Here is a 1,573-nt window from a genome sequence, read left to right as displayed (position 1 = left end):
GGCCACATCGGCCGCCACCACCCGCACCCGGGCACCGGCCTCCCGCAACTCCGCCACCAAGTCATCGGCGCCGGGAGCCTGCGAACCCCGGCGGCTGACCAGCACCAGCTCCCGCACCCCGTGCACGACCACCAGATGACGGGCCACCAGCCCGCCCAGCGTCCCGGTCCCCCCCGTGACCAGCACCGTCCCGTCCGGGTCGAGACCGGCCGTACGCCCTCCGGCCCGCGCCCGCACCAGCCGGGGAGCACGCAGCTCGCCCGAGCGGACGACGAGCTCCGGCTCGCCGGAGGCCACGGCCGCGGGCAGCAGGGCCCTGGCCGCCTCCGGGTCGCCGGTCTCCACCAGCGTGATCGGGTGGGGAGTCTCCTGCCACGCCGTGCGGATCAGGCCCCGCACCGCCGCCCCGGCGGGTCCCTCGGGGGTGAGCACCACCCTCGGGGGCGCGTCGCCGATCCGCCGCAGCGCCCGTTCGACCAGCTCGCGAGCGGCCTGGGGCGGCGGGCCCGGCGGGACGTCCGTGAGGTCGAGGACGTCCTCCCCGGGCACCGGCGCGGCCTCCCGCACCGGCGCCACGGGGGTCCAGTCGATGCGGTGGAGCGCGTCCGAGGCGGGTTCGGCCGCCGGGCGCAGCACCAGCGACCCGATTCCGGCGACGGGCCGCCCCGTCCTGTCGATGATCCTGAAGGTCACCGCGTCGTCGCCCGCCCGGGCCGCGTGCACGCGCAGCACGGTGGCGCCGGACGCGTGCAGGGTCACGTCGTTCCAGGCGAACGGCAGGAGGGTGTCCCCGCCGTCGCCACCCGGGGCGGCGCCGAGCTGGGCGGACTGCAGCGCGGCGTCGAGCAGGGCGGGATGCAGGGCGAAGCCGTCCGCCCGCACGCCTTCGGGCAGCGCCACCTCGGCGAACACCTCACCCGGGCGCGTCCAGGCGGCGCGCAGGCCCCGGAACGCCGGGCCGTACTCGTACCCGCGCCCGGCCAGGTCGTCGTAGAAGGCGCCGAGCGCGACCGGCTCGGCCCCGGCCGGCGGCCACTGCCCCAGGGCGGCGACGGAGCCGGGCGGGGGCGCCGGGGCGGCCGTGGAAACCCGGCCGGTGGCGTGCCGCGTCCAGGGACCCTCCGGTTCCGGACGCGAGTGGACGCTCAACGGGCGCCGCCCGGAGCCGTCCTCCGCGCCGACGGCGACCGAGATCCGTACGGCGCCCTGCTCGGGCAGCACCAGCGGCGTCTCGATGATCAGCTCTTCCACGGACGTCGCGCCCGTCTCCTCGGCGGCCCGCAGCGCCAGCTCGGCGAAGACGGCGCCGGGCAGCAGGACGCGTCCGGCGACGGCGTGGTCGGCCAGCCAGGGGTGGCTCCGCAGGGACAGGCGACCGCCGGCGAGGACACCTCCGGTCTCCGGGTCGGAGGTGATCGTGTCCAGGAGAGGCCGGGCCGGTTCGATCCAGTAGCGACGGTGCTGGAAGGCGTAGGTGGGCAGGGGAACCGTCCGTGTGCCGGTGCCGGTGTAGAGGGCGTTCCAGTCGATGGGGACGCCGCGGACGTGGAGTTCGCCGGCCGACAGCAGCAGC

Annotated in this window: 1 protein-coding gene; it reads right to left on the bottom strand. The window is 77.4% G+C overall.

The genetic code is table 11. From position 1 onward, the window contains the following. Positions 1 to 1,573, bottom strand: a 1,573-nt coding sequence (locus tag QSK36_RS42980; protein ID WP_285786430.1) for a polyketide synthase dehydratase domain-containing protein, incomplete at both ends; no start/stop codon positions are given.

Origin of the sequence: Microbispora sp. NBRC 16548, from assembly GCF_030268985.1 — a bacterium.
In the GTDB taxonomy this organism is placed as follows: domain Bacteria; phylum Actinomycetota; class Actinomycetes; order Streptosporangiales; family Streptosporangiaceae; genus Microbispora; species Microbispora catharanthi.
The sequence above is the reverse complement of the archived record's forward strand: the minus strand, read 5'-3'. Positions and strand labels throughout refer to the sequence as shown.